This window comes from Amycolatopsis sp. WAC 04182 (assembly GCF_003947465.1).
In the GTDB taxonomy this organism is placed as follows: Bacteria; Actinomycetota; Actinomycetes; order Mycobacteriales; family Pseudonocardiaceae; genus Amycolatopsis.
In genome coordinates this window covers 129,653-154,453 of sequence record NZ_QHJJ01000004.1, presented here as the reverse complement: position 1 = coordinate 154,453, position 24,801 = coordinate 129,653, and the positions used below count along the sequence as shown (strand labels likewise).

The 24,801-nt window shown below is 67.6% G+C and carries 26 protein-coding genes and 3 tRNA genes; 14 read left to right on the top strand and 15 right to left on the bottom strand.

All coding sequences use genetic code 11. From position 1 onward, the window contains the following. Positions 1 to 7 precede the first annotated feature (7 nt). The 6 genes from DMH01_RS20935 to DMH01_RS20910 all read right to left on the bottom strand — a co-directional run bounded on the left by DMH01_RS20935 (position 8) and on the right by DMH01_RS20910 (position 5,098). A complete protein-coding gene (locus tag DMH01_RS20935; RefSeq protein WP_020633063.1) occupies positions 8 to 592 on the bottom strand; it encodes a PaaI family thioesterase in 585 nt (194 codons plus the stop codon). A 9-nt stretch (positions 593 to 601) separates the two neighbouring features. After that, entirely contained in the window at positions 602 to 2,017 is a 1,416-nt protein-coding gene (locus DMH01_RS20930) for an MFS transporter (protein WP_125678976.1), read from the bottom strand. A gap of 214 nt (positions 2,018 to 2,231) precedes the next feature. Next, positions 2,232 to 2,690: a hypothetical protein gene (locus DMH01_RS20925; protein ID WP_233621625.1), complete on the bottom strand. Its 459-nt coding sequence runs from the start codon at positions 2,688 to 2,690 to the stop codon at positions 2,232 to 2,234. A 4-nt stretch (positions 2,691 to 2,694) separates the two neighbouring features. Further along, positions 2,695 to 3,252: a SigE family RNA polymerase sigma factor gene (locus DMH01_RS20920; RefSeq protein WP_125678974.1), complete on the bottom strand. Its 558-nt coding sequence runs from the start codon at positions 3,250 to 3,252 to the stop codon at positions 2,695 to 2,697. Next, a complete protein-coding gene (locus DMH01_RS20915) occupies positions 3,253 to 3,600 on the bottom strand; it encodes a hypothetical protein (protein ID WP_125678973.1) in 348 nt (115 codons plus the stop codon). It abuts the gene before it with no gap. Positions 3,601 to 3,859: 259 nt separating this feature from the next. Further along, a complete protein-coding gene (locus DMH01_RS20910) occupies positions 3,860 to 5,098 on the bottom strand; it encodes an Ig-like domain-containing protein (protein WP_125678972.1) in 1,239 nt (412 codons plus the stop codon). A gap of 421 nt (positions 5,099 to 5,519) precedes the next feature. Between DMH01_RS20910 and DMH01_RS20905 the strand changes: the two genes are divergently transcribed. Further along, complete coding sequence (locus tag DMH01_RS20905) at positions 5,520 to 5,723, top strand: cold-shock protein (RefSeq protein ID WP_003097368.1); 204 nt, start codon at positions 5,520 to 5,522, stop codon at positions 5,721 to 5,723. Between the two features lie 118 nt (positions 5,724 to 5,841). Here DMH01_RS20905 and DMH01_RS20900 read toward each other — a convergent pair whose 3' ends face one another. After that, positions 5,842 to 6,261, bottom strand: a complete 420-nt coding sequence (locus DMH01_RS20900) for a hypothetical protein (RefSeq protein ID WP_034310430.1) — start codon at positions 6,259 to 6,261, stop codon at positions 5,842 to 5,844. 525 nt (positions 6,262 to 6,786) lie between these two features. On the opposite strand from DMH01_RS20900, the gene DMH01_RS20890 reads away from it, so the two are divergent. From DMH01_RS20890 to DMH01_RS20875, 4 genes are all read left to right on the top strand, one after another. Then, positions 6,787 to 7,044, top strand: a complete 258-nt coding sequence (locus DMH01_RS20890) for a hypothetical protein (RefSeq protein ID WP_020633070.1) — start codon at positions 6,787 to 6,789, stop codon at positions 7,042 to 7,044. 234 nt (positions 7,045 to 7,278) lie between these two features. Next, a tRNA-Glu gene (locus DMH01_RS20885) sits at positions 7,279 to 7,351 on the top strand. 28 nt (positions 7,352 to 7,379) lie between these two features. Further along, positions 7,380 to 7,453 (top strand) — tRNA-Asp (locus DMH01_RS20880). A 31-nt stretch (positions 7,454 to 7,484) separates the two neighbouring features. After that, a tRNA-Phe gene (locus DMH01_RS20875) sits at positions 7,485 to 7,558 on the top strand. Positions 7,559 to 7,689: 131 nt separating this feature from the next. Here DMH01_RS20875 and DMH01_RS20870 read toward each other — a convergent pair. Next, complete coding sequence (locus tag DMH01_RS20870) at positions 7,690 to 8,469, bottom strand: trypsin-like serine protease (RefSeq protein WP_125678971.1); 780 nt, start codon at positions 8,467 to 8,469, stop codon at positions 7,690 to 7,692. A gap of 180 nt (positions 8,470 to 8,649) precedes the next feature. On the opposite strand from DMH01_RS20870, the gene DMH01_RS20865 reads away from it, so the two are divergent. Continuing rightward, positions 8,650 to 9,471 (top strand): arylamine N-acetyltransferase, encoded by an 822-nt coding sequence (locus DMH01_RS20865; RefSeq protein WP_125678970.1) that lies wholly within the window; start codon positions 8,650 to 8,652, stop codon positions 9,469 to 9,471. 4 nt (positions 9,472 to 9,475) lie between these two features. Here the strand turns inward: DMH01_RS20865 and DMH01_RS20860 are convergent, their stop codons facing one another. Next, on the bottom strand, positions 9,476 to 9,775 hold the full coding sequence (locus DMH01_RS20860) for a GNAT family N-acetyltransferase (protein WP_125678969.1): 300 nt from the start codon (positions 9,773 to 9,775) through the stop codon (positions 9,476 to 9,478). Next, positions 9,772 to 12,549: an EAL domain-containing protein gene (locus DMH01_RS20855; protein WP_125678968.1), complete on the bottom strand. Its 2,778-nt coding sequence runs from the start codon at positions 12,547 to 12,549 to the stop codon at positions 9,772 to 9,774. The genes DMH01_RS20860 and DMH01_RS20855 overlap by 4 nt, the downstream gene beginning before the upstream one ends. 246 nt (positions 12,550 to 12,795) lie before the next feature. On the opposite strand from DMH01_RS20855, the gene DMH01_RS20850 reads away from it, so the two are divergent. Continuing rightward, the gene (locus DMH01_RS20850; RefSeq protein WP_125678967.1) at positions 12,796 to 13,317 is read left to right on the top strand and encodes a serine/threonine protein kinase; all 522 of its coding nucleotides are present in this window, start codon (positions 12,796 to 12,798) and stop codon (positions 13,315 to 13,317) included. Here the strand turns inward: DMH01_RS20850 and DMH01_RS20845 are convergent. Continuing rightward, positions 13,314 to 14,663 carry a nucleobase:cation symporter-2 family protein gene (locus DMH01_RS20845; protein ID WP_125678966.1) on the bottom strand — a complete coding sequence of 450 codons (1,350 nt, stop codon included), beginning with the start codon at positions 14,661 to 14,663 and terminating at the stop codon, positions 13,314 to 13,316. The two genes, DMH01_RS20850 and DMH01_RS20845, sit on opposite strands and share 4 nt — an antisense overlap. Positions 14,664 to 14,794: 131 nt before the next feature. Between DMH01_RS20845 and DMH01_RS20840 the strand changes: the two genes are divergently transcribed. The 3 genes from DMH01_RS20840 to DMH01_RS20830 are packed head-to-tail and all read left to right on the top strand — an operon-like array spanning position 14,795 to position 17,876. Continuing rightward, the gene (locus DMH01_RS20840; RefSeq protein ID WP_125678965.1) at positions 14,795 to 16,009 is read left to right on the top strand and encodes an NAD(P)/FAD-dependent oxidoreductase; all 1,215 of its coding nucleotides are present in this window, start codon (positions 14,795 to 14,797) and stop codon (positions 16,007 to 16,009) included. 32 nt (positions 16,010 to 16,041) lie between these two features. Continuing rightward, on the top strand, positions 16,042 to 16,761 hold the full coding sequence (locus DMH01_RS20835; RefSeq protein WP_125678964.1) for a Clp protease N-terminal domain-containing protein: 720 nt from the start codon (positions 16,042 to 16,044) through the stop codon (positions 16,759 to 16,761). A gap of 26 nt (positions 16,762 to 16,787) precedes the next feature. Further along, on the top strand, positions 16,788 to 17,876 hold the full coding sequence (locus tag DMH01_RS20830; protein ID WP_125678963.1) for a hypothetical protein: 1,089 nt from the start codon (positions 16,788 to 16,790) through the stop codon (positions 17,874 to 17,876). A gap of 82 nt (positions 17,877 to 17,958) precedes the next feature. On the opposite strand, the gene gndA is transcribed toward DMH01_RS20830, so the two are convergent. Both gndA and DMH01_RS20820 read right to left on the bottom strand, forming a co-directional pair. Next, positions 17,959 to 19,398 (bottom strand): NADP-dependent phosphogluconate dehydrogenase, encoded by a 1,440-nt coding sequence (gndA, locus tag DMH01_RS20825; RefSeq protein WP_125678962.1) that lies wholly within the window; start codon positions 19,396 to 19,398, stop codon positions 17,959 to 17,961. 371 nt (positions 19,399 to 19,769) lie between these two features. After that, entirely contained in the window at positions 19,770 to 20,678 is a 909-nt protein-coding gene (locus DMH01_RS20820; protein WP_125678961.1) for an MBL fold metallo-hydrolase, read from the bottom strand. A gap of 219 nt (positions 20,679 to 20,897) precedes the next feature. Here DMH01_RS20820 and DMH01_RS20815 point away from each other — a divergent pair, with 219 nt between their 5' ends. Genes DMH01_RS20815 through DMH01_RS20805 form a run of 3 tightly spaced genes read left to right on the top strand, consistent with a single transcriptional unit; the run spans position 20,898 to position 23,444 of the window. Continuing rightward, positions 20,898 to 21,755: a helix-turn-helix transcriptional regulator gene (locus tag DMH01_RS20815; protein ID WP_034310454.1), complete on the top strand. Its 858-nt coding sequence runs from the start codon at positions 20,898 to 20,900 to the stop codon at positions 21,753 to 21,755. A 1-nt stretch (position 21,756) separates the two neighbouring features. Beyond that, the gene (locus DMH01_RS20810) at positions 21,757 to 22,572 is read left to right on the top strand and encodes an SAM-dependent methyltransferase (RefSeq protein ID WP_125678960.1); all 816 of its coding nucleotides are present in this window, start codon (positions 21,757 to 21,759) and stop codon (positions 22,570 to 22,572) included. Positions 22,573 to 22,586: 14 nt separating this feature from the next. Continuing rightward, entirely contained in the window at positions 22,587 to 23,444 is an 858-nt protein-coding gene (locus tag DMH01_RS20805) for an SAM-dependent methyltransferase (protein ID WP_125678959.1), read from the top strand. Positions 23,445 to 23,612: 168 nt separating this feature from the next. Here DMH01_RS20805 and DMH01_RS20800 read toward each other — a convergent pair whose 3' ends face one another. Both DMH01_RS20800 and DMH01_RS20795 read right to left on the bottom strand, forming a co-directional pair. After that, positions 23,613 to 23,885: a hypothetical protein gene (locus DMH01_RS20800; protein ID WP_125678958.1), complete on the bottom strand. Its 273-nt coding sequence runs from the start codon at positions 23,883 to 23,885 to the stop codon at positions 23,613 to 23,615. Further along, positions 23,882 to 24,154: a hypothetical protein gene (locus DMH01_RS20795; protein WP_125678957.1), complete on the bottom strand. Its 273-nt coding sequence runs from the start codon at positions 24,152 to 24,154 to the stop codon at positions 23,882 to 23,884. Before DMH01_RS20795 ends, DMH01_RS20800 begins: the two co-directional genes overlap by 4 nt. Positions 24,155 to 24,504: 350 nt before the next feature. On the opposite strand from DMH01_RS20795, the gene DMH01_RS20790 reads away from it, so the two are divergent. Beyond that, positions 24,505 to 24,759 (top strand): DUF397 domain-containing protein, encoded by a 255-nt coding sequence (locus DMH01_RS20790; RefSeq protein WP_125678956.1) that lies wholly within the window; start codon positions 24,505 to 24,507, stop codon positions 24,757 to 24,759. Positions 24,760 to 24,801 lie beyond the last annotated feature (42 nt).

Below are 24,801 nucleotides of genomic sequence, written 5' to 3'. Positions count from 1 at the left end.
GAAATGCTCAGGGGTTGATGTCCCACTCGCGTTCGCGCTTGGCCTTCTCGTGCGCGGCGGCGAGCTTCTGCAGCGCCTCGGGATCCCCGTGGGTGCTGAAGTGCTCGAACTCGACCCGCACGAACAGCGCCCTCGCGCGCACCGCGACAGGTCCGTCTTCGGCGTCGAGCCGTCCGTCGGCGCTCACGTAGATCTTCCGGCCGGCGACGCCGTCCAGTTTCGTGGCGATGTACAGGGTCGAGCCGACCGGGACCGGCCGGAGGAAGTCCGTCTCCAGCTTCCCGGTGACCGCCGGGCGGCGCAGCAGGTTGCCGACGGTCGCGCCGAGCGCCTCGTCGAAGGCGCAGGCGAGAAGGCCGCCGTGGGCGAGGCCGGGCGCACCCTGGTGGGCGGAGGTGACGGTGAACTTGGAGTACACCGTCGTCCCTTCGCCCACCGTCGAATGCAGGTGGAGCCCGGCCTCGATCTCGTCGCCACACCCGAAACACTCACCGAAGTGGATGCCGAGGTGACTGCCCGGCTGCGGGGCTTTCGGGTGAACGGTCGCCGGTTCGACTTCGACCGGCGGCCACGGCTGCGAGATACGGCTCATGGAAAGACGTTAACTCGCCGGTAGCTCCGAGGCGCCGCCGGGAGTGGCCGTTTCCGGCTTCCGGCGCCGCGCGATCCGCGAGTTCACGATGCCGCGCAGCGACACCCCGGCGGTTTCCGGCAGCAGCAGGATCGGGATGGCCGCGATCGCCGCCGAGCCCATCAGGTAGTACGCGGGCCACAGGTTGTCGCCGGTCGAGGTCACCAGGCTGCCGATGATGTACGACGCCGTGCCGCCGAACGCCGCGGTCGAAACGCTGTACCCGATGGAGAAACCGCCGTAGCGCTCCTGCGTCGGGAACATCGCCGGCAGCGTCGCCGCCAGCACGGCCAGGATCAGCACCAAGGGCACCGCGATCATCAGCACGCCGAGGGCGAGCTGCCACCCGTTCTGGTCGTCCGCGGCCGCGCCCATCAGGGAGAACGCCGGGATCGGGAGCACCAGGAAGCTCGCACAGCTCGCGATCAGGATGGGTTTTCGCCCGATGCGGTCGGACAGCATGCCGATCGGCACGATCAAGATCAGCATCAGCCCGATGGTCGCCAGGATGATCAGCAACGGCGCGTGCCCGCTGAACCCGACCACGTCCTTGAGATAGGTCTCCAGGTAGGTGATCACGATGTAGTCGGCGACGTTCAGCATCACCACGATGCCGATCAGGTGCAGGATCGACGTCCAGTGCTTCTTGAGCAGCGCCTTCAGCGGCGACTTCTCGACCTGGTCCTTCTTCTCGATCTCCTGGAACAGCGGAGTGTCCTCCAGCTTGTTCCGCAGGTAGAGACCGACGATGCCGAGCGGGCCCGCGATCAGGAACGGCAGGCGCCAGCCCCATTCGCGCATGGCCTCGTCGCCGAGGACGACGGTGAAGATCGTGACGAAGCCGGCGCCCATCGCGAACCCGACGAGCGTGCCGAACTCCAGCCAGCTGCCCCAGAAACCCCGGCGCCGGGCGGGCGCGTACTCCGCGATGAACGTCGCCGCGCCGCCGTACTCACCGCCCGCCGAGAAGCCTTGGATGGTGCGCAACAGGATCAGCAGGACCGCCGCGGCCGGGCCGATCGTCGCGTAGGACGGCAACAGGCCGATGATGAACGTCGACCCGGACATCAGGATGATCGTCAGCGCGAGCACCTTCTGGCGCCCGATCTTGTCCCCCAGCGGGCCGAAGACGAAGCTGCCGAACGGCCGCACGATGAAGGTGATCGCCAAGACCGCGAAGGTCGCCAGCGCACCTTCGGAAGTGCTCGAAGCGTTGAAGAAGACCTGCCCCAGGATGGCGGGCATGAAGCCGAAAACACCGAAGTCGTACCACTCGATGCAGTTACCCATCGCCGCTCCGGCGACGGCCTTTCTGATCTGCTCAGGTGGGGCCTCCGCCGGTTCCCCTTTTTCCTGATGTGACGCGCTCAGCGCCTCTTCGGCCATGGGTTTGACCTCCCGACCCACCCGTTTACTTACCCATCGTCGAGGGTTTGTTCCCTCGACCGTAGGCGTTCAAACGTCCTGATTCAGCGCATTGGATCGGTCGCGCCGACGCCGTTCCCCCGAATCGGTGACGAAGCACCAGGTGAAGCCGTTGTCGGAGAATTTCCGATTACTTTGGGTCACACTTCGGGAATCGGACGTTCCGGGCGGCGGATCAGCTGGTCGTGATCGCTGTCGGGGGCTCGCTCGGCTGCTTCGTCGGCGAAGGAGCTTGAGGAGGTGGACCGGCCGTCGTCGTACGGCCTGGCTGGACGGTCCTCGGTGTCGAGCGTGTCGGATCGGTCTTCGGAGCCGACGACGGCGGCGGCCTCTCGGGAGAGACTTCCGGGCGAGGAGTCGTTTCGGAAGGCGACGGCGAAACCGGTGCCGGGGCGATGGTCGACAGGCCTGGCCCAGCGGGTTGCACCGGCGCGGAACCCTCGCCGCCACGACCGCCGACGGCGATCGCGCCGAACACGATCACCGCGACCGTCGCCAGCGAACTCCCCGCCACCGCCAGGCGTTTGCGTCGTCGCCGGATCCGGCCACCCCGCTCGATGATGTCCGCCGCCCGGATACCCAGCGGGGGACCGCTCACCCCGTGCGAAAGCACGCCTTTGATGTCCTCGTCCATCTCCTCACCTCCCATCGTCGTGCGCTCCGCTCAAGGCCAGTTCACTGAAATGCGGTCCAAGCCGCTTACGCAGGGTCGCCAGCCCCCGCGCGGCCTGGCTCTTCACGTTCCCGGTGCTGCAACCCAGCGCCGCGGCCGTCTCTTCGACGCCGAGATCTTCGAAGTAGCGCAGCACCAGTACGGCCCGCTGCTTCGGGGCGATGCCGGACAGGGCGTGCCTGACCAGCATCTCCTGTTCCGTGCCACCCGCCTCGCCCGGGACGTCGGGAAGGGTGTCGGTGAGCTTCTCCCGTTTGCGCCACACGCGCCGATGCTCGGAGAGGAAGGTGCGCAGCACGATCTTGCGCGCGTAGCCGTCGAGCGCGTCGTGCCGGGAGAGCCTCGGCCAAGCCAGGTACAGCTTCAGCAGCGCGGCCTGGGTGATGTCCTCGGCCTGGTGCCAGTCGCCGCACAGGAGGTACGCGGTGGCACGCAGGTTGTGCGCGCGCTCGTCGAAGTACCGGGCGAACTCGCCGTCCCACGGCGAGCCCGTCCCGGTCTTCGACGAGCGGCTCGGCGACACCTAGCTACCGGCTCCTTCGACGATGGCGGGGAGGTGCAGATCCCCGGTCGGCCCGGCGGGGACGGCCTTGGGCACGCGGTGCTCACCCGGCTTCACGACCGCGGCGCTGGTCTTCGGCGGGGCCGGCGCCGGAGGGGCGGTGGTGGCGCGGGTCGGTTCGCCAGGAACCGCGGTGGGGGCCTGGGTCGGCGGCTGGGGCGCCTGAGTGGTCGTCGGTGACGGGGCGCTCTGATCGGCCGACGCCAGCGACGTGGTCGCGAAGGCGGCGCCGCCCGCCAGCAGCAGCGCGCCGAGGGAAAGAGCGATACGAGTACGCAAGAGTGTCTCCTCGATCCGGGCGCCGCTCATTGGCCGCGGCGCCTTACGTCGTTAGACATGCGTCCCGACCGACCGCAGGTTGCATCGAATCTTTCGCGGTTGACCACATCGCCGACTGGACCGGCAAGGTGACCGGCAGACTGTCTCCCGAGAGCGCGTCAGCGCGACGGGAGACTTCACCCGCCCTGCGCCCTCTTTGGGCCGAAGGCCCCCGGAAACATTTTTGCGGGGCGCCCCGCACAGGAAACGTGAGCTTCCTGTGACCGGGCTCCCCGCGGAAATGTTTCCGTCAGCGCAGGGCAGATAAACGCTGCCACTCGTCCCAGGAGTAGGTCCAGTCGCTGTAGTCGCGCGCCCGGTTGATCTTCACCGTGCTGCCCTCGATCTCGACGGGGTCGCCCACCAGGGCGCCGTCCATGTACGCCTTGGCGTTCGCCGGCGCCAGGTTCACGCAGCCGTGCGAGATGTTCTTCTTGCCCTGCGCCCAGATCGAGGGCGCATAGCCGTGGATGAACTCGCCGTTGGTCGAGAACCGCACCGCGGACGGGACGACGATGTTCTCGTAGTCGTAGCGCTCGTTGGTCATCGAGTACGTGTCGTGCTTGGACATCACCACGTGCGTGCCGCTCGGCGTGACGCGGCCCGGGTCGGCGTCGAGGCCGTAGCTGGCCGGGTAGTCCGCGATCTGCTGCCCTTCACGGATCACCACGAGCCGGTGGGTCTGGGTGTTGCCCTTGACGATCTGCGAGCGGCCGATCGTGAAGCTCGCCGAGCGGTCTTCCTTGCCGTACACGCCCTCGCCGATCTTGACGCCGTAGATCTTGGCGTTGAACTTCACCGTCGTGCCAGGCTGCCAGTAGGCCTTCGGCCGCCAGTGCACCGAGGTGTCGTCGTGGACCCAGGCCCAGGACCCCTCGGTCTTCGGCGTGGTCTCGACCGACAGCGCCTTCTCGACCGACGCCTTGTCGGTGACCTTGCTCGGGAACGTCAGCGTGATCGGCATGGCGACGCCGTACGTCTGCCCGTCGAAGACGTTGATGTTCGCGCCCACCTGCTTGCGCGGTTTGACGGTGGTGAAGTTCCCGCCGATCTCGACGGGTTTGCCGTCGGTGCCGGTGGCCTTGCCGGACCACGTGTACGCCTTGCCGTAGCCGAGTTGTTCGGTGGTGGACCAGCTCTTCTTGTCCTCGGACGGCTGGCCGGCGACCTGCTTGCCGTCCGGATTGGTCAGCACGACCTGATCGAGCGTGCCGTCGGCGACGGTGACCTTGATGGGCTGCCCCGGCGCGACGTCCTGCGCGCCCGCCGCGGGTTCGTACGTCAGTTTGGCGGGCGCGGGCGCCTTCCCGCCGGTGTCGCTGCTGACCGGCCCGCCGCCGTCCGGCCCGCTGGCCGAGACGGTCGGCTCGCTACTGCACGCCCCCAGCGTCAGAACGGCCACCAACCCCAGTGCCGCGAACGCCGCCCGGCGGCGCGCGGTTTCCGTGAACCTCAAAGCTTCCCCTTTGCTCCCCTGTACACCGACCATGACGTCCGGACCGCCCCTTAAGTTGATCCCACTGAGAGTGATGCGAGTCACAATCGGGTGGATCGTGGTTCACGATCGGGGCATGACCGACTTCGGTCCGTGTCCGGCGATGACCTGAGGTCGGCGTGCGGCGAAAGGGTAGCGAGGGGGTCCGACAGAAGTCGGATCGGCGTACGACGTTCCGGTGACCTTGGTACTTGGGGGTGCCCAGAGTCCGATCACGGGCTTCAAATATGGCCAGATCCCGGTACGCTGCCATCAGGCCGTCGTTTTGCGTGTTCGTGGCTTCACACTCGCGGAACTTCTGACGCGAGCCATGAGCCGGTGACGCGCTCTTCGCTCGACTCGTTGGAACCGCCCGGGACGGTCTGGGTGTCGCTTCGGAGGCACTCGAAGCGGATGTGCAACGAGGAGTAAAGCGGTGGCGCAAGGCACTGTGAAGTGGTTCAACGCGGAGAAGGGCTTCGGCTTCATCGCGCAGGATGGCGGCGAGGGCGACGTCTTCGTTCACTACTCGGAGATCGAGGGTCGCGGTTTCCGCACGCTCGAGGAGAACCAGCGAGTGGAGTTCGAGGTCGGTCAGGGCCAGAAGGGCCCGCAGGCCCAGAAGGTCCGCGCGATCTGAGTCCGCCCTTCAGGCGTTGCTCAGACTGATCAGAAGAGCCCCCGGCGATCTCGCCGGGGGCTCTTCTCTTGCTGTAAAAGCTTCTTCTGTTGTGCTGTTCCGTTCCGGGTGACGGAGATCAGCGGGGGACGGGCTGTTCCCAAGCGTTGGCGTCGAAGCGGAATTCGTCGGTGTGGGCTTCCTCGTGGCGGCGCTGCTGGGCCGAGTTGGCCTGCGATTCCCACGAGAGGCGCTCGAGGATCCATTCCTGCGCGAGCGCCTGCGGCGACAGGTTGCGCTCGGCGGCGGCGTCCTTGAGCTGTTCGCAGGCGATGAGGTTCATGCGCAGCTGGAACACCTGCGCTTCGCCGAAGCGCTTGCCGGTGCCGGTGCTTTCCGGGTCGTTCTCAGGGGCGAGGGCACGAAGGTAGCTGGTGAGCTCCGTGTCTTCGACGACCGCTTCGGCCTCCTTGGAGGCGGAGTTGCGGTGACGACCCGGGTTGACCGGCTTCAGGTTCGTGCGGCTGCCGCTACGACGGCTCAAGGAAGGAAGGGGCACCGGGCCACGATAACGGTTCGGTCTCGGCAAACCAACCACAGTGAGCCACGACACACCGAATTCTTTGTCTCGAATGGCCCAACCCCGACAGGAAAACCTTTTCCCATGATCACAACCCGCAACCGAAAGCACCCGGAACAAATTCGATCAAGGTTCCCGACCCTGGGCTGCCAACCGCCGCCGCAAGGAACCTGGGGTCTGGGGGTGGCCCCCAGAAAACGGAGCGACCCCCGCGCCAGGGGGAGGAACGCGGGGGTCGGAGGGGATCTCCACAGGCGCTGACCGGGGGTGTGTCAGCAAATCGATTGTTGCACGGTTTGCTGAGAAGGGCGAGTGGGCGCGGGCAGAATTCCGGGCAGGGCGCCACCTGTGGTTCGCCTGGGGTTCATGTGGCGTGGACCGTACGTGTGATCGCTCTGCGTTGTGCGGAGCGTGGCGACAGGTTCACTCTCCGGGGGGCTGTGTGTCGCGGCCGGCTCTGGCTAGCCTCGCGGCCAAGCTGTTCGTTGGCCGTCTGGAGGAACCATGGGTGGGTCTGTGGAAGTTCGACAGTTCCTCCTTCGGTACGAAGGTGCCGATGGGGGAAGCTCGACGACGTTGGCCGGTGGTCTGCCGGCGCAGCGCACGGGTCAGGGGGACGCGCAGCGCGTGTCCGACGACCAGGTGCGCCGTGCCCGGCTGGCGGTGGCCAACGGGGCGTTGGGCGTCGATGACTGTGTCCAGTTGCTGGACATGCTGGGGTTGACGCTGGACGAGGACGGGCAGGCGCCCGTTCAGCGCTGAGTTCGTTCACGGGGCCCGGTCGCGCGGGGTGTGCCGCGCGGCCGGGCTTCGTTTCAGGCTCGGAGGGCGTCCCGGCCCTGATATCCTGAACTCACCGCGTTCTCGCAGGTCCCAGCCCTGTGAACAACTAAGGGACCCCCTGTGCGGAAGCGGAAATGGGGGTGTCCTATAGTTATGTTCGCTCCCGGGGACACCGGAGAGCGCGGGTCGGTCGGTTCGCCGAAACCGAACCGGGCTCCCATCGTCCAGCGGCCTAGGACTCCGCCCTTTCAAGGCGGCAACGCGGGTTCGAATCCCGTTGGGAGTACGCAGTACAGTTACAAAGCAGTATGCAAGGCCCTGTGGCGCAGTTGGTTAGCGCGTCGCCCTGTCACGGCGAAGGTCGCGGGTTCGAGTCCCGTCAGGGTCGCAAGATCGTTCGGCTCCTTGCCGGCGTTCCCGGCCAGGTAGCTCAGTTGGTACGAGCGTCCGCCTGAAAAGCGGAAGGTCGCCGGTTCGACCCCGGCCCTGGCCACCGCTCGACGAACCGCCTTGATCCAGATCAAGGCGGTTTTTTCATGCCTGGGGCCGGGTTCACGGCAACGCGCGGTGGCGGCCGATGTCGCAGGAGCATCGGGCGCCACCGCGCGTCGCGGGACTCGGTGTCTACTTACCGGTCTGCTGCTTGACCCAGTCGCCGAAAGCGGTCACGTCGGTGTAGATACCCGGCATCTCCGGGCAGCTCGCGGTCTGGCCGCGGCTGGTGGCGCCGACCAGCGTCCACTTGTCGCCCGCCTTCACGACGGCGGGGCCGCCCGAGTCGCCGTAGCAGGCGCTCGCCTTGCCGCCCTGGTTGTCCATGCACAGCTCGGTCTGCGCGTCGTAGGCGCCGGAGCCGGAGCACCCGCTGTCCTCGGCGATCTTGGTGTCGAGCTGCTGGAGCACCACCGGGGCGGAACCACAGCCGCGCGTGGGACAGGTCAGCCCCCAGCCGATCTCCCGCACGTCGGTACCCGCCGCCGGGGACTGGCCGATCTCGATCGGCGCCGCCTCCGCCGGCTTGGTCAGGTGCACGAGGGCGATGTCGTACGGGCCCGAGCCGTCGTACTTCTCGTGGACCACGAACTTGTCCACCTCGGCGACCTCGCCGCCCTTGGTGTGGTCGGTGGTGTTGAGGCGGTACTGCCAGTTCGACGGCTGCTCACCCTCGACGCAGTGCGCGGCGGTCACCAGCCACTCCGGTGAGATCAGGGACGCACCGCAGTTGTGGTCACCGCTCTTGGTCTGCATGGACGCCATGAAGCTGTAGGTCTCGGTCGCGTCCACACCGCCCACGATCAGCGGCTGAACGCCCGAGGGCGGTTCGGCGGCGGAAGCCGGCATCGCCAGTCCGAGCACGGCGGCCGCTCCGGTCAGCAGACCGGCGACGAGGGTACGAGTCCTCATCTGCTTTCTCCTTCCACACCGGTGTGTTTCACCGGCTCACTCCGGAAGGGTGGCCAATCGTCACTCGTCCGTGAACTGACGAAAGTCGGTGGCCGTTGCCAGTTACCAGTTGGGGTAACGGTTTTCCCGGGCCAAGATCGACCTTGACTTCGAGTAAGGTAGAGGTATCAGGATCGGGGCATGACAATCACATCCGAGCAGGTCGACGAATGGACCGTCGACACCCTCGACCTCGACGCGTACCTCGGCCGGATCGGTCAGGAACGCGTGAAGCCCTCCGCCGCCGCGCTGCGTGAGCTGGCGAAGGCACACGTCCTGGCCGTCCCGTTCGAGAACGTCGACGTCGTTTTGGGGCAGCACAAGGGAATCGCGCTCGAAGACGTGATCGGCAAACTCGTCCGCCGTCATCGTGGCGGCTACTGTTACGAGCACGGAAGCCTTTTCGCGGCGGCCGCGGAGCGGCTCGGCTACCCCGTACGCCGCCTGGTCGCGCGGGTGCAGCCGCAGAAGAACGGGCCGTACACGCATATGACGCTCATGGTCGAGGCGGACGGCGTGCCGCATCTGGTCGACGTCGGATTCGGCGCCGGGATGCTGGTGCCGATGCCGCTGGTCGACGGCGCGGTGGTGGATCAGGCGGGCTGGCCGCACCGGCTCGTCGCCGACGGCGACTGGTGGCGCCTGCAGAAGCAGGAGGGCGACGACTGGACCGACCTGCACGCCTTCACGCTCACGCCGATGCACCGGATCGACTACGAGGTCTACCACCACTACACGTCGACGCATCCGCGGTCGCCGTTCACCGGGCAGCTGGTGGTCATGCGGCTGGAGGAAGGACTGAGCCGCAAACTGGTCGGCGAGGAGTTCATCGTCGAACGCCCGGACGGGACCAAGGAAACCACCACGATCCCGCCCGAGCGGCTCGACGCGACACTGCGCGAGCTGGACGTCGTCCTCACCGAGGACGAGCTCGCGAAGCTGCTGACTATCTATCCGGGTTGAAAGCTCAGAGTTCGAATTCGGCGCGCTTGTCCTCGGGGACGAGGTCCTCGTATTCACGGTGCTTCGCGATGAACGAGCGCACGTACGGGCAGTAGGGCAGGACGGACCTGCCCTGCGACCGGACGTCGTCGAGCGCCGCGGTCACGAGCTTGCCCGCCAGGCCCTGTCCCGCGAAGTCGTCCGAGATCTCGGTGTGCAGGAAGAGGATCGCGTCCGGGCGAGTGCGGGTTTCCAGGAACCCGGCGGACTTCCCGTCCACGACGATGTCGTAGCGGTCTTCTCCGGCTTTGATCTCGACACTCATCCCACGGCTCCGAAAAGTTCGTCCGGTGGCGCGGGGCGACCGAGATGGAAGCCCTGCGCCTGGTCACAGCGCAGCTCGCGCAGGATCGCGAGCTGCTCTTCGTCTTCGACGCCTTCGGCGACGACGATCAGGTCGACGGCGTGCGCCATCGCGATGATGCTCTTGACGATCGCCGCCGCGTCGCGCGATTCCGCGATGCCGGTGACGAAGGTGCGGTCGATCTTGAGCGTATCCAAGGGGAGCCGTTGCAGCTGGGCGAGCGACGAGTAGCCGGTGCCGAAGTCGTCGATCGCCAGTGAGACACCGAGATCGCGCAACGACGTCAGGACTTCGGCGGCCGCGGCCTGGTCCCGCATCAGCGCGCTCTCGGTGACCTCCAGGGTCAGCGCGTGCGGCGGGAGCCCGGTGGTCTTCAGCGCGTCCTGCACCCCGGCGACCAGATGCGGGTCGTCCAGCTGCCGGGCCGAGAGGTTGACCTTGAGGTTGAGGTCGATGCCGAGTTGCTCGCGCCGTCTGGCGATCTCGCGGGTGGTGGTGCGCAGGACGTACTTGCCGATCAGGTTGATCAGGTCGCTTTCCTCGGCGAGCGGGATGAACTCGGCGGGCGAGATCGTGCCGTGCGCCGGATGTTTCCAGCGCAGCAACGCTTCCACGGCGACCATCTCACCGGATTCGATGTCCACGACCGGCTGGTACGCCGTCCAGAGTTCCTCGTTCTGCAGCGCGTCGCGCAGGTCCTGTTCCATGCGGAGCCGCCGCTGCATCCGCTCGCGCAGCTCGACGTCGAAGAACTCGTAGCGCGCCCGGCCGAGCGTTTTCGCTTGGTACATCGCGACATCCGCGTCACGCAGGAGGTCTTCGGCGGTCCGGGTGTCGTCGTTGGCCGCGGTGACGATGCCGATGCTGGCGTCGATGTGCAACTGTCTGCCGTTGACGGTGATCGGTTCGGTCAGCGCTTCGCGCAGATGCTCCGCCAGCGCCTTGATCTCGTGCGGCTCGGTGATTTCCGCGGTCACGACGACGAACTCGTCGCCGCCGAGCCTGCCGACGAGATCGTTCTCGCCGATTCCCCGGCGCAGCCGTTCGCCCGCGATGCGGAGCACCTTGTCCCCGACCGAATGCCCGAGGGAATCGTTGATCACCTTGAACTTGTCGAGATCGATGAACAGCAGCGTGGTCAGCTCGGCGCGGCCCGCGCCGGACAGCGCCTCGGCGAGGCTGTCCAGCACCAGCGTCCGGTTCGCGAGTTCGGTGAGCGGGTCGTGCGTCGCCTCGTGGGCGAGCCGTTCCCCGATGGCGCGGCGTTCGGTGATGTCGGTGAACGAGGCGACCACCGCCTGGGCCGACGGGTCTTCCGGGGTCAGCAGCCGTGAGGTCAGCGAGATCCAGACGTCGTCGCCGGCGGGCCTCCGCAGCCGCAGCACGAGACCGGTCAGCGTGGCCCCGGTGCGCCGGGTGATCACCGACGGCATCCGGCCGGGCGGGATCCGGCCCTGTTCGTCGTACAGCTCCAGTGTCACGCACGGGACGCCGATGAGGTCGTCGTGGCCGACGCCGATGATCCGGCACGCCGCCGGGTTGGCCGATTCGATGAGGCCGCCGGGGCCGATCACGACCACGCCTTCGTCGAGCGACGCGACCACGGTGCTGTAGTGCTGTTCGGCGCGCCGCCGCGCGGTTTCGTCGGCGCAGACGAGGACGAACCCGTCGTTCATCTCCGCGGCCGAGATGCGGATGGCCAAGGTCGACCCGTTGCGATGGCGGTGGGTCGTCCGCATGACGCCGCCCCTGCGCAGCACCGTTTCCGGGTCGAGTTCGGCGCCGACGAGTTCGCTGACCGTGCCGCCGATCGCCTCGCCGGCCGTCCAGCCGTAGACGTTCTCGGCGGCGGGGTTCCAGCTGGTCACCACCCCGGTGCCGCTGGTCGCGATGATCGCGTCGCTGACGTGGCTGATCAGCGCGGCCTGGTAGCGCAGGGTCGCTTCGGCGGCCTTCTGCGCGCTGATGTCGCGCATGATGACCTGGAACGCGGGCCTGCCTTCCCAGGTCGTGCGCACGGAAATGCTCTGGACCAGGTACTTCGTGCCGTCGAGGCGGAGCATGACGGTGTCGGCGGGGTCGGTCGACGCGCCTTGGCGGTGGAGCGACGCGATCCTGTCCAGCAGGGCCGGGAGCGACTCGTCGGCGACGAAGTCCATGATCGGCCGCCCGATCAGCTCGGCGGTCGAAGACGCTCCGAGCGCGGTGACGGCCGCTCGGTTGACGTAGGTGACAACGCCGGCTTCGTGGACACAGACCGCGTCGGGGCTGAGTTCCACCAGAAGCCGGTAACGGTCAGTGAGATCTTCGAGGGCTTGCCGGTTCTCGCGGATGTCGGTCACGTCGGTGGCGATGCCGAGCAGACCCGTCGAGCCGGTGTCGTCACCGATGGTGCGCGCACGCAACCGCACCCAGCGGACCTCGCCCGCCGGGTTCCGGAACGACTGCTCGAGTTCGAATTCGCGCCACGGCGGGGAAGTGCGGGTGCCGGAGGTCAACGGGGCCACCAGATCGGCGAGCCTGGACTCGATCTCGGCTTCGGTGAGGACTCCTCCACCCAGCAGGTTCTCCAGTCCGGGCAGCCAGGACAGGGTCTCGTGCTCGAAGTCGTACGACCAGATGGCGGCGTGGTCGCCCGCGAGGCCGAGATCGCCGACCGGCCCGTTTCCGAGCGGGGCGCCTGCCGGGCGACCGGAATTCCCGGCTCCGGGCACGGCGAGGGCGTCAGCCTCCATGATCCGTCCGAACCCCCTCTTCCGGTGCTGGCACCGTCGATTACACCACCCGCGGGGGGCGCTGTATACGCGAACCGAAGGTCGGTCACCGCCGATATGAGCGGAAGCGGTTGAATACACGCTGTGTGACTGGCCTACGCTGACGTCTTCCATCGGGTGAATAATTTTTGGTTAACTTCACCCATTCGGCGGTGAGTTGCGGTAAAACTACTCCTCGCTCGTTACCGGTGCGAAAGGTTTCAGCTGGTGGATGACGACGATGTTTCGGTCGCCGACCTGCTTATTCGCGAGGGCTGGGACGACCACGAGGAGTCACGGGCAAAGTCACGCTGGAGAGTTATCTCGGTGGTGATCGCCGTGGTGGTCGCCTGTGGCGCGGCCGCTGTTCTCGTCGGGTTCGATTCGGACCCCGAACCGAATGCGGCGCCGCACCAGATGAGCGTCATCGAGATGCCGAAGCGCCCCTCGGACAATGGTGGAGCCGGTGCGACGTCGGCGGTCCCGTCCACCGAGACGGTCGTGACCGGTGAGGGGGAGCCCTCCTCGCGGCCCAGCCGGACGTCGTCCAGCCGCCGCACGTCGAGTTCGGCCGCGTCGACGTCCGACTCCCCGGATCCCACCACGCCGACGTCGTCGAACGACCCCGCCGATCCGCCGAGGACGACCGGGTCCACCGTCGTGCCGCAGCCGCCCAACCAGACTCCGCCGCCGCCTTCGACGACGCCGACTGAAGAGTGCAATCTGTGGCCGAAGTGGCTGTTCTGCTAGGGCGCTTGCAGTAGGTCCGGGTCCCGGCGTTTGCCGAGGTGGTTGAACAGCAGGTTGAGGGTGAAGGCGACGATCGCGGCGACCGTGATCGGGCTGCCGCAGATGGTCTGAAGCCACGCCGGGAAATGCTGGAAGAAGATCGAGTTCCCGAACCGGTTCGTGGCGAACGCGGGCAGCAGCCCGACCCCGACCGACACCGCGACGATGAAAGTGTTGTGGTTGCCGGAGAACTCCACCTTCTTCAGGTTCTGCACGCCGACCGCGGCGACCATCGCGAACATGACCACCGCGACCGCCCCGATCACCGGCTCCGGTACGGCCGCGACGAAGGCGCCGACCTTCGGCACCAGGCCCATCAGCACGAGCAGGCCGCCCGCCATCGCGACCACCCATCGGCTGCGCACCCCGGTCATCTGCACGAGGCCGACGTTCTGCGCGAAAGCGGTGTCCGGGAACGAGTTCATCGCGCCGCCGAGGATGGCCGAAAGGCCGTCGGTGGCGAGGCCGCGCGCGAGGTCGGAGTCCGTCGCAGGCCGTCCGGTGATCTCGCCGACGGCGACCAGGTCCGCGGTGGATTCGGTGTAGGTCACCAGCATCACGACGCACATCGAGAGCACGGCCGCGATCGGGAAGGTGGGCGGTCCGAAGTGGAACGGCGACGCGAGGCCGAACCAACCGGCGTCGGCGATCCCCTTGAAGCTCACCAGACCCATCGGGACGGCCGCGACCAGGCCGATCAGCAGCGCCAGCAGCGGGCCGATCTGGCTCGCGAACCCCCGCAGGACCCGGGTGAACAGGACGATCACCGCGATCACGCCGAACGCGAGCGCGATGTTGGCGGGCTTCGCGTAGTCCGGCGATCCGGTGTCGTGGCCGGCGATCAGGCCGACGCCCGGGCCGATGAGCGAAATGCCGATGACCATGAGCAGCGTGCCCGAAACCAGCGGCGGGAAGAAGCGGATCATCTTCGCGAACGGTTTCGCGATGAGCAGGCCGAAGACACCCGACGCGATCATCGCGCCGTAGACGGCTTGCATGCCGTACTGGGAGGCGATCATGATCATCGGGTTGACCACGGTGAACGTCGCGCCCGCCACCACCGGCAGCCGGATGCCGAAGATCTTCCCGATCCCGACCGCCTGAATCAGCGTCGCGATGCCCGCGACCAGCAGATCCGCGTTGACCAGCAACGCGATCGTCGCCGCGTCCAGGTTCAGCGCGCTGCCCACGACGAGCGGGACGGCCACCGAGCCCGCGTACATGATCGTCATGTGCTGCAGGCCGAGCAGGGTCAGCTTCGGCAGCGGCGGGCGGGCGTCGACCGGGTGGACCTCGGGCCTGCTCATGAAGCCCCCTTCTCACGTGCGGGAACAAGCAGTGGACTCGCCGGGCATGACCGTAGCGCGTCCACCGCGTGAGGATCACGTTGCGAAGAAGCGGTGTTGAATGGACAGCGGGCACAACGGAAGGAGCGCCGATGGAGACCGTCCTCGTCGTAGGGGCCGGGCAGAGCGGGTTCGGAGTGGCGACCTCGCTGCGGGACAAGGGGTTCGACGGCCGGGTGGTGCTGATCGGCGACGAACCCGGCCTGCCGTATCAGCGGCCTCCGCTTTCGAAGGGCTACCTCGCCGGCACCGCGGGCGACGCCCAGTTGCGTTTGCGGCCCGAGGACTTCTTCGGGGAGAAGGACATCGAGCTGATCCCCGGCCGTGTCGCATCGGTGGATCGCGATGACACGAAGGTGGTACTCGAGGACGGGAGTGCCCACGAGTACGACCATCTCGTCCTCGCGACGGGCGCGGACAACCGTGTCCTGCCGGTCCCGGGATCCACTTTGGACGGTGTATTCACCCTGCGCACCAAGGACGACGCCGACGTGCTGCGTGCCGCGCTGGAAAACGCGGAGAACGTGGTGGTGGTCGGGGGCGGCTTCATCGGGCTCGAATTCGCCGCGCACGCCGGACGGCCCGTGACGATCGTGGAGGCGCAGGACAGGTTGCTGGCCCGTGTCGCGACCCCCGAGGTCTCGGCGTACTTCGCGGCCCTGCACGAGGGGGCGGGGCACACGGTCCTGCTCGGCACGGGGGTCGCCGCGTTGCACGGTGACGGACGGGTGGCCGAGGTGGAACTGAGCGACGGCAGCCGCCTGCTCGCCGACCTGGTGCTGGTCGGGGTCGGGGTGGTGCCGCGGACACGGCTCGCCGAAGAGGCGGGGCTCGCCGTGGCGAACGGCGTCGTCGTCGACGAACACCTGCGCACCAGCGACCCGAAGATCTCGGCGGTGGGGGACTGCGCGAACTTCCCGTGTGTCCAAGCGGGGACGGCGACCCGGCTGGAGTCGGTGCAGAACGCCGTCGACCAGGCGCGGGCCGTCGCGGCGGTCATCGTCGGTGAACCCGCGCCCTACGAGAGCCTGCCGTGGTTCTGGACCGACCAGCTCGGCGCGAAACTGCAGATCGCCGGGCTGCTGACCGGGGCGGACAAGACCGTCGTGACCGGGGATCGGGACGGCGGGAAGTTCTCGGTGCTGTCGTTCCGCGACGGCGTGCTCGTCGGGGTGGAGTCGGTGAACCGGCCGCCGGACCATATCGCCGCGCGCCGCCTGTTCGCCGCGGATCCGGAGCCGAGGTTCGAAACGCTGGAGGCCAACGGCTTCGACCTCAAGGCCACCTTTGCGTCAACCCGTGGTTGACGATCGGCTATCGTCAACCTAAAGTTGACGGCATGACGAACCCAGTCCGGCTCGACGACCTCATCTCCCACATCAAGCAGCAGCATCCCGACGGCGACGTGCTCGGCCAGCTGTCCGACGCGGTCTTCCTCGGCGAGCACCTCGGCGAAGTGGCCGACCACCTGATCGGTCATTTCGTCGACCAGGCGCGACGTTCTGGTGCGTCCTGGACCGAAATCGGCAAGAACATGGGGGTGTCCAAACAGGCCGCCCAGAAGCGCTTCGTCGACTCCAGTGGCTCTTCGCTCGAAGACCTGGTGAAGGTGTTCAGCCGCTACACCGATCGCGCGCGGCACGTCGTCGTCGCGTCACGGGACGCGGCGGTCTCGGCGAAGAGCCCACAGATCGAGCCCGTACATCTGGTTCTCGGCCTGCTCTCGGAACCGGCCGCGCTCGCCGCGGGGGCGATCGTGGCGCAGAAGGTGACTCTCGATGCCGTCCGTGAGGCCGCGGAGTCGCGGCTTCCGGAGCCCGCCGACGAACCGGTGGAGGCGGCGAAGATGGCGTTCGGCGCGCAGGCGAAGAAGGCGCTGGAACTGACCATGCGGGAGTCGCTGCGGCTCGGGCACAACTACATCGGCACCGAGCACATCCTGCTGGCCCTGTTCGAACTCGGCGACGACTTGCTGACTGAACTTGGCCTTACGAAAGAGAAGGCCGAAGCGACGATCTTGGGGGCGCTGGAGGAGATCGTCGCGTCCAGAGAGGGCTGAAAGCGTCCTTCACCGCATGTCGCGCGGTGAAGGACGCTTTCGTCTCATGCGATGCGGGGAAAGTCCCCTTCAGCGCCTATCCACAACACCCCGGTTATCCACAGGCGCGGGAATCGGGTCTGGGCAGGCGTCGTGGCCGGCCCCACGATCGAAGTATGAAAAAAGGATCATGGGGCGACGACCCCGCACTCCTGATGGAGAACAGCGACCACGGCGTCATCCGCGTGATGCGCCTTCAAGAAATGGGCGTCTCCTCGACCACGACGTATCGAAGATGCGGGCCGAGCGGCCCTTGGACAAGACTCCTGCCGGGCATTGTCCTTCTCTTCAACGCGCCACCCTCTCGAGAACAGCAGATCGCCGCGGCGATGCTGTACGGCGGCGAGTCCGCTCTGATCACCGGTGGTGAGGCTTGCCGGATCCATGGCCTGCGTAATGTGCCCGGAACCGGCGATGAGGTCCACCTTCTCGTTCCGCACGAACGGAAGCTGCACAACTACGGCTTCGTGGTCGTCGAGCGGACCCAGCGGATGCCTCGCACGGTCACCCGGGATGGGCGTCCGCTGGCAGAAATCACCCGCGCGACTCTCGACGTCTCTCGCAGGCAGACGGAAGTCAGGCCTGTCCGGGCCCTGATGAGCGAGGTGGTTCAGCGCAGATATAGCTCTTTCGAGCGGTTGTCCCACGAACTGGCACACGGCAGCCAGCGGGGCAGCGCGGTGCCTCGGCTTGTGCTCACGGAACTGGCTTCCGGACAGGAGTCGATAGCCGAGATCGATGCCCGGCGAGTCTGGGAACGGTCCGGCCTGCCGGAACCGATGTGGAACAAGAAGTTGTACGACGAGGCGGGCAGGCTCGTCGCGAAACCGGACGCCTGGTTCGACGAAGTCGGGCTGGCGTGGGAGATCGACTCACTGTCATTCCACCTCCAGGTCGTGGACGGGTTCGACCGGACCTTGGCGAGGAACGGGCGGTATGCGGCGGCGGGCGTGCTGGTTCTCCAGACCTTGCCGTCGCGTCTGCGGACCGAGCCGGACAAGGTGGCCGCCGAGCTGCGGGCCGCCCATGCCGCGGCCGCGGCTCGGGCTCGACCGAATGTGCGGATCGCTAGTTGACGAAAGGGGCCCTTCACCGCATGCCATGCGGTGAAGGGCCCCTTCGTGGCGTCTTATGCGGGGAAAGTCCCCTTCAGCTCTGTCAGGCGGAGGACTCGGGGCGGCCGTCGGCTGCCCAGGCGGTGTGGAACGAACCTTCGCGGTCGACGCGGCGGTACGTGTGGGCACCGAAGTAGTCCCGTTGCCCCTGCACCAGCGCGGCGGGAAGCCGCTCCGCGCGCAGACCGTCGTAGTAGGCGAGCGCGGTCGAGAAGCCCGGGGTCGGGATGCCGAGCCGCACCGCCGTGGAGATCACCGAACGCCAAGAGTCCTGGGCGTCCTCGACGGCCTTGCGGAAGCCACCTGAAGTCAGAAGCGTCGGCAGCGCGGGCTCTTCGGCGTACGCGGCCGTGATGTCGTTCAGGAACTTCGCGCGGATGATGCAGCCGCCGCGCCAGATGGACGCGACCTTGCCGAGGTCGATGTCCCAGCCGTATTCGGCGCCGCCGGCCTGGATCTGGTTGAAGCCCTGGGCGTACGCCACCACCTTCGACGCGTACAGCGCCTGCTCGACGTCGTCCGCGAAGGTGTCCAAAGCGGACCCTGTCAGCGGAGCGCGCGAGGGACCGCCGAGTCCGCGGGAGGCCTCACGCAGGTTCGACGAGCCGGACAGCGAACGTGCGAAGACGGCTTCGGCGATGCCGCTGATCGGCACGCCCAGGTCCAGTCCGATTTGGACGGTCCAGCGGCCGGTGCCCTTCTGCTCGGCCTGGTCCGCCACGATGTCGACGAACGGCTTGCCGGAGGTGGCGTCGGTGTGGGCGAGCACCTGCGAGGTGATCTCGATCAGGTACGAGTCGAGCCGTCCCGAGTTCCAGGTGCGGAACACGTCGGCGATCTCCGCGGGGGAGTAGCCGCCCGCGCCGCGCAGGAGATCGAACGACTCGGCGATCAGCTGCATGTCGGCGTACTCGATGCCGTTGTGCACCATCTTCACGAAATGCCCGGCGCCGTCCGCGCCCACGTGCGTGCAGCACGGTTCGCCGTCGACCTTCGCCGAGATATCCTCGAACAGCGGCCCGAGCGACTGGTATGACTCCTTGGACCCGCCCGGCATGATGCTCGGCCCGTGCAGCGCGCCCTCCTCGCCGCCGGACACCCCGGTGCCGACGAAGTGGATGCCCTTCTCACGCAGCGCGGCCTCGCGGCGGCGGGTGTCCGCGAAGTGCGCGTTGCCCGCGTCGACGATCACGTCGCCCTTCTCGAGAAGCGGGGCGAACTCGTCGATCACGGCGTCCGTCGGCGCACCGGCCTTGACCATGATCACGACCTGGCGCGGCCGCTCCAGCGCGTCGACGAACGCCTGCGCCGAATACGCCGGGATGAAGTTGCCTTCGTCGCCGAACTGCTCGACCAGTTCCTTCGTCCGCTGCTCGGAACGGTTGTGCAGGGCCACCGTGTGCCCGTGCCTCGCCAGGTTCCTGGCCAGGTTGCGGCCCATGACCGCCAGGCCCGTGACCCCGATGCTCGCCTTCTTGCTCATCCGCACCCTTCCGCTTCGATTCCCGTGCCGAGCCTATCCCCGTTGTGGGATACGGCGCCGGGGCGAGAAGGGATCAACCGGGAGTTGTCCACAACCTGGCCCGTCTGTGGACAACTCGGCTCACGCGCCCCGGTCGGCCCCTCGCGCCGGTACGCTGGGTTCGGGGTCGCCCCCCAGGGACGGGTGGGGGCTGCGTGTGGAGCTTTGGGGTGTCTTGAAAGGGTCTTTCAGGACGAAAAGTGCCTTGAACGACCCTTTCATGACGTTCGGGTGCGGGGCAGGGCACGGGGGCTGGGCAGGGTTGCGAAAGCCACTTTCGCAACCTTCAACGTTGCGAAAGTGGCTTTCGCAACACCGGTAGCAGGAGCGTGTCAGGAGAAGCACCGGATCGGGGCGCCGTTGAAGGTGACCATGTCCGCCAGCGCGGCTCCCAGATCGATCGGCCCGCCCCATTCGAGACCGTCCAGTTCGGCATACGCCCGGTGCAGGTTCGCCGGCAGCCGCTCCTGTTCGGACAGTGCCGCGTACGGCCCGAGATCCGCTTCGCGAGCGGCCTGAAGCGGCGTCAGCCCGGCGGCCTTCCCGTAGGAGGCGAGCTTCTGCAGGAAACCCAGGTATCCGTCGACGACGTCGATCGCTTCGGGGCCGCACACCGGGCCGTGGCCCGGCACGATCGTCTCCGGCTCCAGCTCGCGGACCAGGTCCAGCGCCTTCCGCCAGCCGGCGGGCGAGCCCATCAACGCGAAGGGGCTGCCGCCGTTGAAGATCAGGTCGCCGACGAACAGCACCCGCCGCTCCGGCAGCCAGACGAGTACGTCGTTGGTGGTGTGCGCGGCGTGCCCGGGGTGGATCAGCTCCAGCCGGACGTCGCCGGCGTGCACGGTCAGCCGGTCGTCGAACAGCACCTCGGGCGGCCGCAGCTCCAGATGGCCCCAGTCGTTGCCGGTGAACGAGTTCTCGTAGGTGTTGATCCCGGTCGCGACCATCACCTCGCGCGTCTTCCGATGGCCGACGATCGTGGCGCCGGTCGCCAAGTAGTTGCCGTTGGTGTGGTCGCCGTGGTGATGCGTGTTGACCACGGTGGTCACCGGTGCCCCGCCCGCCGATTCCGCCGTCGCCAGCAGCGCCCTGGTACGCCGTTCGGTGGAACAAGTGTCGATCACCACGGTGTGCTCGCCCGCGGCGACGAAGCCGCAGTTGTTGATCCACCACGAGCCGTCCGGCTGGACGTACCCGAAGACACCATCGGAGACCTGCCTGGCGAAGGGGGATTGGTCCACTCGGTCACTATGCCCGACCGTCGTGCCCGAAATGTGACGAGATCGCTCCGCCACCAGGGTGACGTACCAGGTGACTGGTGTTTTCGGCCGTTTCCTGGAACGCTGCGGAATGTCATCATCGAACCCCTCAAGGTGAAGTACCCTGGGTGGGTTCGAGTATTCGCGCGCAGGACCGCGGGCAGCCGCGGTCCTGGTTATGAGGTCCGGGAGAGCAAGGCGATGGCCAGCACCGTCACCTCGCGCCGGAAGCAGCTCGGGAACGAGCTCCGGCATGCCCGCAACGCCGCGCGGATGACACAGCAGCAGGTCGCCGAGGTTCTCGGCTGCACCCAGGGCAAGGTCAACAAGATCGAGTCCGGTGCCGTCGGGGTCAAGCTCGGGGATGTGCGATCCATGCTGAACGCGTTCGGGATCAACGGCGACGAGGCCGACACGTTGATGAACCTGGCCCGCGCCGCGGCCGGGCAACGCGGCCACTGGTCCGGCTACCGATCCGTGGTGCCGCACTGGTTCCGCACCTTCACCGACCTCGAACCCGCGGCCGCGGAGATCCTCACCTGGCACGGCGAGCGCATCCCCGGCCCGTTGCAGTCCGAGCACTACATGCTCAAGCAGTTCACCGAAGCGGGCGCCACCGACGTGACCTCACTGGTCCGCAACCGGCTGGACCGCAAGGCCGTCTTCGAACAGCAGCAGCCGCCCTATTACCGGTTCATCATCAGCGAAGGCGCCTTGCGCCGCGCTCCGGGCGGCTCCGCCCCGGCGGTGATGCTGGACCAGGTCGAGCATCTGCTGGCGCTGGAGAAGCATCCGCGCGTGTATGTGCACGTGTTGCCGTTCGGCGCGCGGCTCGCCGCGGTGCCCAACGACTTCACCATCATGCGGTTTCCCGATCGCACCAGGGATTTCGTCTACATCGAACATTCCGCGGGCGGGTTGTACCTCGACGACGTCAAGGACTTCAACATCTTCGTCGACTCTTGGGACCGGCTGCGCGGTGCCGCGCTGGAGCGCCAGGAGACCCGGCAGTTCCTCAAGGAACTCGCCGAGCTGTACAGAACCCAGATGCAATCCTGAGATGGACCCGCGCTTCCTGCCCGACGGCGTGGATCTCGAGCGGCCCAACGCCGCCCGGATCTACGACTGGGCGCTCGGCGGAACCGCGAACTGGGCGGTGGACAGGGAATTCGGCGAGCAGCTGGTCAAGGCGTTCCCGCTGATCCGTTCGCTCGCCAGGGCCAACCGCGCCTTCCTCGGCCGCGCGGTGCGGCATTGCGCCGAGCACGGCGTGAACCAGTTCCTCGACCTCGGGTCCGGCGTGCCGACGGTCGGCAACGTCCACGAGATCGCCGACGACGCCGACCGCGACAGCCGGTGCGTGTACGTCGACAACGAACCGGTCGCCGTGGCGCACGCCAGGATCCTGCTGGAGCGGAACGGGGATCCCGCCAGGCATGCGGTGCTCGGCGGAGACCTGCGCGACGCGGACGACATCTGGGAACGCGCCCTCGACACCGGCGTGCTCGATCCGGCGAAACCGGTGGCCCTGCTCACCGTCGCGGTCCTGCATTTCGTGCCGGGCCCCGGGCTAGCCGACGTCATCGCGCGCTACCGGCGCCTGCTGCCCGCGGGCTCCTTCTACGTCCTGTCCCACGTCACGATGTCCGGCGTGGAAGGCGACGAGCTGGGACAGGTCCAGCGCGTCGTGAAGCAGTACGAGCAGTCGAGCACGCCCGCGTCCTTCCGCGACAAGGAAGAGATCCTCGGTTTCTTCGGCGATTTCGACCTCGTGGCACCGGGTCTGGTCCCGGTCGGAGCATGGCGGCTGGACGACCCCCACTCGCCTGCGCTTAACTGCGCCATCGGCGGGGTCGCCCGCAAACCCGGTTTCTGACGAGGTGTGACGGTATGACGACGCAGCACGACCCCAGCGACCCCGCGGCCCCCGAAGGGGTCGATCTCGAACGACCCAACGTGGCGAGGGTGTACGACTGGTTCCTCGGCGGTTCGGCCAACTGGGCCATCGACCGCGAGTTCGGCACGCAGGTGCTGAAGCAGTTCCCGGAGGTCAAGACGTTCGCGAGGGTCGGCCGTGACTTCCTCGGCCGCGGCGTGGGGTACCTGGCACGCCAAGGGATCACGCAGTTCCTCGACATCGGCTCCGGCGTGCCCACCGTCGGCAACGTCCACCAGATCGCGAGCGCGGTCAATCCGGAGAGCCGCGTCGTCTACGTCGACATCGAGCCGGTCGCCGTCGCGCATTCCCAGCTGCTGCTGGAACGGGAGGGGCTGCTCGGGCGGCACGCGGTCCTGCAGGGCGACGTGCGGGATCCCGCCGACATCTGGAAACGCGCCCTCGAGACCGGGGTGCTCGACCCGCGGCAGCCGATCGGGCTGGTCATGGTCGGCCTGCTGTACTTCCTCGGCCCGGAGGAGCCCGTGCACGAGATGGTCCAGCGGTACCTCGATTTCCTGCCGTCGGGTTCGTACTTCCTGTCCTCGCATCTGACCGAGGACGGCGTCACCCGCAAGGAAGGCGACAACCGGGAGAACGTCCAGGAGCTGTACAAGAAGACGAGCGCGCCGTTCCACCTGCGGTCCCGCGCGGAGTTCGCCGCGTTCTTCGACGGGCTGGAGCTGGTGGAGCCCGGTATCGACTGGATGGCCACCTGGCATCTCGACGAAGCGGATTCCCGGGCGAGCGACCGGTTCGCGGACGACCCGACCTTCACCGGGGGGCTCGGCGGACTGGGCCGCAAGCCCTGAGCGTCTCAGGCCGTGTCCTGCAAGTCTGTTCGCGGTCTTCGCGCCCAGGTGCTCCCTGACGGCACGGGCGGGCTCGGCCGAGTACGACCCGGTACGAGGCCGACCCGCCCGCACCGCCAGGAACCACCTGGATCACGAAGCCCATCGAACAGACTTGCAGGACACGGCCTAGGCCCGGCCGGTCAGATGCCCGATCAGGGGCGTCAGCTCGAACTGACCTTCGAGCGGCCGGCCGGACCTGATCAGGTCCCGGTGCGCGCCGGGCGCATCGACTTCGGAGTTCCACGGCGGCTGTTTGCGCAGCGGCGCCTGGATGAGGCTGAACCCGAACCGCTGACGCAGTTCGAGCCCGATGGTGCGGTGGTGGTGCTTCGCCGAGGCCAGGCGTTCGTCCTCACGGCGGAACAGCAGCGTGGTGAGACGGACGGCCACGGCGGTCACACCCCCCGGCTCGGACGCGGCAACCGCGCCTGGTCGCCCGAACCGGCGAGGCCGAGGCAACGCTCACAGGGCATCCCCGAACCGACGGGGACCCATTCCAGGTGGTCGTACGGCATCGCCGCGCCGCAGCGGGCGTGCAGGAACTCGGGGTGCGAACCCCCGGTGTGCAGGTCGAAGAGGTGCGCGGAGCGGCGGCTTTCGCCCGCCGTCCCGGCCATGAGCCTGCCGACGGCGAGTACCGTCGTCGGCATGGTGTCCTGAATGATCACGCTGATCCTCCCCCACGAGGTCGGCGGTGGGTGGTCATGCGCCGCGGGGTGGGTGTCCCTGCCGGTCACCTGCCGTCGGTGGCCTGCCGGAACGGCGAAACTCCCTGCTGACGCACCCGGTGACGTCCGTCGCCGGGATGTCCGCGTACTGCGAGCGAATCACCAACAACCGAGCCCCGGCCGCTGCGATTAATCCTACTCCTGGAATAATCTTCATGTCGAGGGTGGGCGGAGTTGATCACCCACTTGGCCGTGCGGGATAGTCCCGTTGAGGCAGGGAGAAGCCGGGACGGTGACGGTTCGCGCAGGTCGCGGCCCGCACCCCCGACCGACGTTCGGAGGTACGACCAATGGCCGATTATCCATCGGCGGCGGATTACGATCCGACCACGGCCGTGTCGCTGTTCGACGACTCCGCGTGGGAGAAGTCCTTCGCGAGTGAGCCCAACGGGGGGAACTGCGTCGAGGTCAACCTCGGCAAGGAAGGCCTGGTGGGGGTCCGTGACACCAAGCTGGCCCAAAGTCCCGTCTTCGTCTTCGATGCCGGTGAGTGGAACGCCTTCCTCAAGGCGGTCAAGGCCGGACAGTTCGATTTGAGCCCATGACGATGGGCTCGCGTGCCCATCGGGACACGCGAGCCATCCGAT

What these genes read in the sequence shown, in the direction of transcription:
- DMH01_RS20860 (WP_125678969.1), bottom strand. Translation starts at nt 9,775, where the DNA reads ATGAGTGTCGAGATCAAAGCCGGAGAAGACCGCTACGACATCGTCGTG.
- DMH01_RS20925 (WP_233621625.1), bottom strand. Translation starts at nt 2,690, where the DNA reads ATGGACGAGGACATCAAAGGCGTGCTTTCGCACGGGGTGAGCGGTCCC.
- DMH01_RS20815 (WP_034310454.1), top strand. Translation starts at nt 20,898, where the DNA reads ATGGCCAGCACCGTCACCTCGCGCCGGAAGCAGCTCGGGAACGAGCTC.
- DMH01_RS20855 (WP_125678968.1), bottom strand. Translation starts at nt 12,549, where the DNA reads ATGGAGGCTGACGCCCTCGCCGTGCCCGGAGCCGGGAATTCCGGTCGC.
- DMH01_RS20865 (WP_125678970.1), top strand. Translation starts at nt 8,650, where the DNA reads ATGACAATCACATCCGAGCAGGTCGACGAATGGACCGTCGACACCCTC.
- DMH01_RS20915 (WP_125678973.1), bottom strand. Translation starts at nt 3,600, where the DNA reads ATGAGCGGCGCCCGGATCGAGGAGACACTCTTGCGTACTCGTATCGCT.
- DMH01_RS20840 (WP_125678965.1), top strand. Translation starts at nt 14,795, where the DNA reads ATGGAGACCGTCCTCGTCGTAGGGGCCGGGCAGAGCGGGTTCGGAGTG.
- DMH01_RS20935 (WP_020633063.1), bottom strand. Translation starts at nt 592, where the DNA reads ATGAGCCGTATCTCGCAGCCGTGGCCGCCGGTCGAAGTCGAACCGGCG.
- DMH01_RS20910 (WP_125678972.1), bottom strand. Translation starts at nt 5,098, where the DNA reads ATGGTCGGTGTACAGGGGAGCAAAGGGGAAGCTTTGAGGTTCACGGAA.
- DMH01_RS20805 (WP_125678959.1), top strand. Translation starts at nt 22,587, where the DNA reads ATGACGACGCAGCACGACCCCAGCGACCCCGCGGCCCCCGAAGGGGTC.
- DMH01_RS20890 (WP_020633070.1), top strand. Translation starts at nt 6,787, where the DNA reads ATGGGTGGGTCTGTGGAAGTTCGACAGTTCCTCCTTCGGTACGAAGGT.
- DMH01_RS20810 (WP_125678960.1), top strand. Translation starts at nt 21,757, where the DNA reads ATGGACCCGCGCTTCCTGCCCGACGGCGTGGATCTCGAGCGGCCCAAC.
- DMH01_RS20835 (WP_125678964.1), top strand. Translation starts at nt 16,042, where the DNA reads ATGACGAACCCAGTCCGGCTCGACGACCTCATCTCCCACATCAAGCAG.
- DMH01_RS20870 (WP_125678971.1), bottom strand. Translation starts at nt 8,469, where the DNA reads ATGAGGACTCGTACCCTCGTCGCCGGTCTGCTGACCGGAGCGGCCGCC.
- DMH01_RS20845 (WP_125678966.1), bottom strand. Translation starts at nt 14,663, where the DNA reads ATGAGCAGGCCCGAGGTCCACCCGGTCGACGCCCGCCCGCCGCTGCCG.
- DMH01_RS20930 (WP_125678976.1), bottom strand. Translation starts at nt 2,017, where the DNA reads ATGGCCGAAGAGGCGCTGAGCGCGTCACATCAGGAAAAAGGGGAACCG.
- gndA (WP_125678962.1), bottom strand. Translation starts at nt 19,398, where the DNA reads ATGAGCAAGAAGGCGAGCATCGGGGTCACGGGCCTGGCGGTCATGGGC.
- DMH01_RS20790 (WP_125678956.1), top strand. Translation starts at nt 24,505, where the DNA reads ATGGCCGATTATCCATCGGCGGCGGATTACGATCCGACCACGGCCGTG.